1 protein-coding gene is annotated in these 447 nt (G+C 63.8%); it reads left to right on the plus strand.

Going from position 1 to position 447, the window contains the following annotated elements; genetic code table 11:
- On the plus strand, positions 1-447 hold a 447-nt coding region (locus tag AC5RVV_RS18115), incomplete at both ends, for a citrate/2-methylcitrate synthase (protein ID WP_494002727.1).

The following is a 447-nucleotide window of genomic DNA, read 5'->3' on the forward strand; positions in this document are numbered from 1 at the left end:
GTCATGCACACCTTCGAGGAGATCATCTCCTCCGCGAAGGGCGGCGATCTTGCCGGCCATGCGAAGGCGTGGCTAGAGGACGCGCTGGCCAGCAAGAAGAAGATCATGGGCTTCGGCCACCGTGTCTACAAGCACGGCGATTCCCGGGTGCCGACGATGAAGGCTGCCTTGGACAAGATGATCGCGCACTACAACCGTCCGGACCTTGCCGAACTCTACGCAGCGCTGGAAGCGGCCATGGGCGAGCGCAAGAACATCCAGCCGAACCTGGACTATCCTGCCGGGCCGGCCTACCACCTGATGGGCTTCGACACGCAGACCTTCACGCCGCTGTTCGTCGCCAGCCGCATTGTCGGGTGGACCGCCCACATCATGGAGCAGCTGGAAGCCAACTCGCTGATCCGTCCGCTGAGCGTCTACGACGGCCACGACGAGCGCCACGTGTCC

The organism is Arthrobacter sp. MDT2-34-1, from assembly GCF_059091365.1.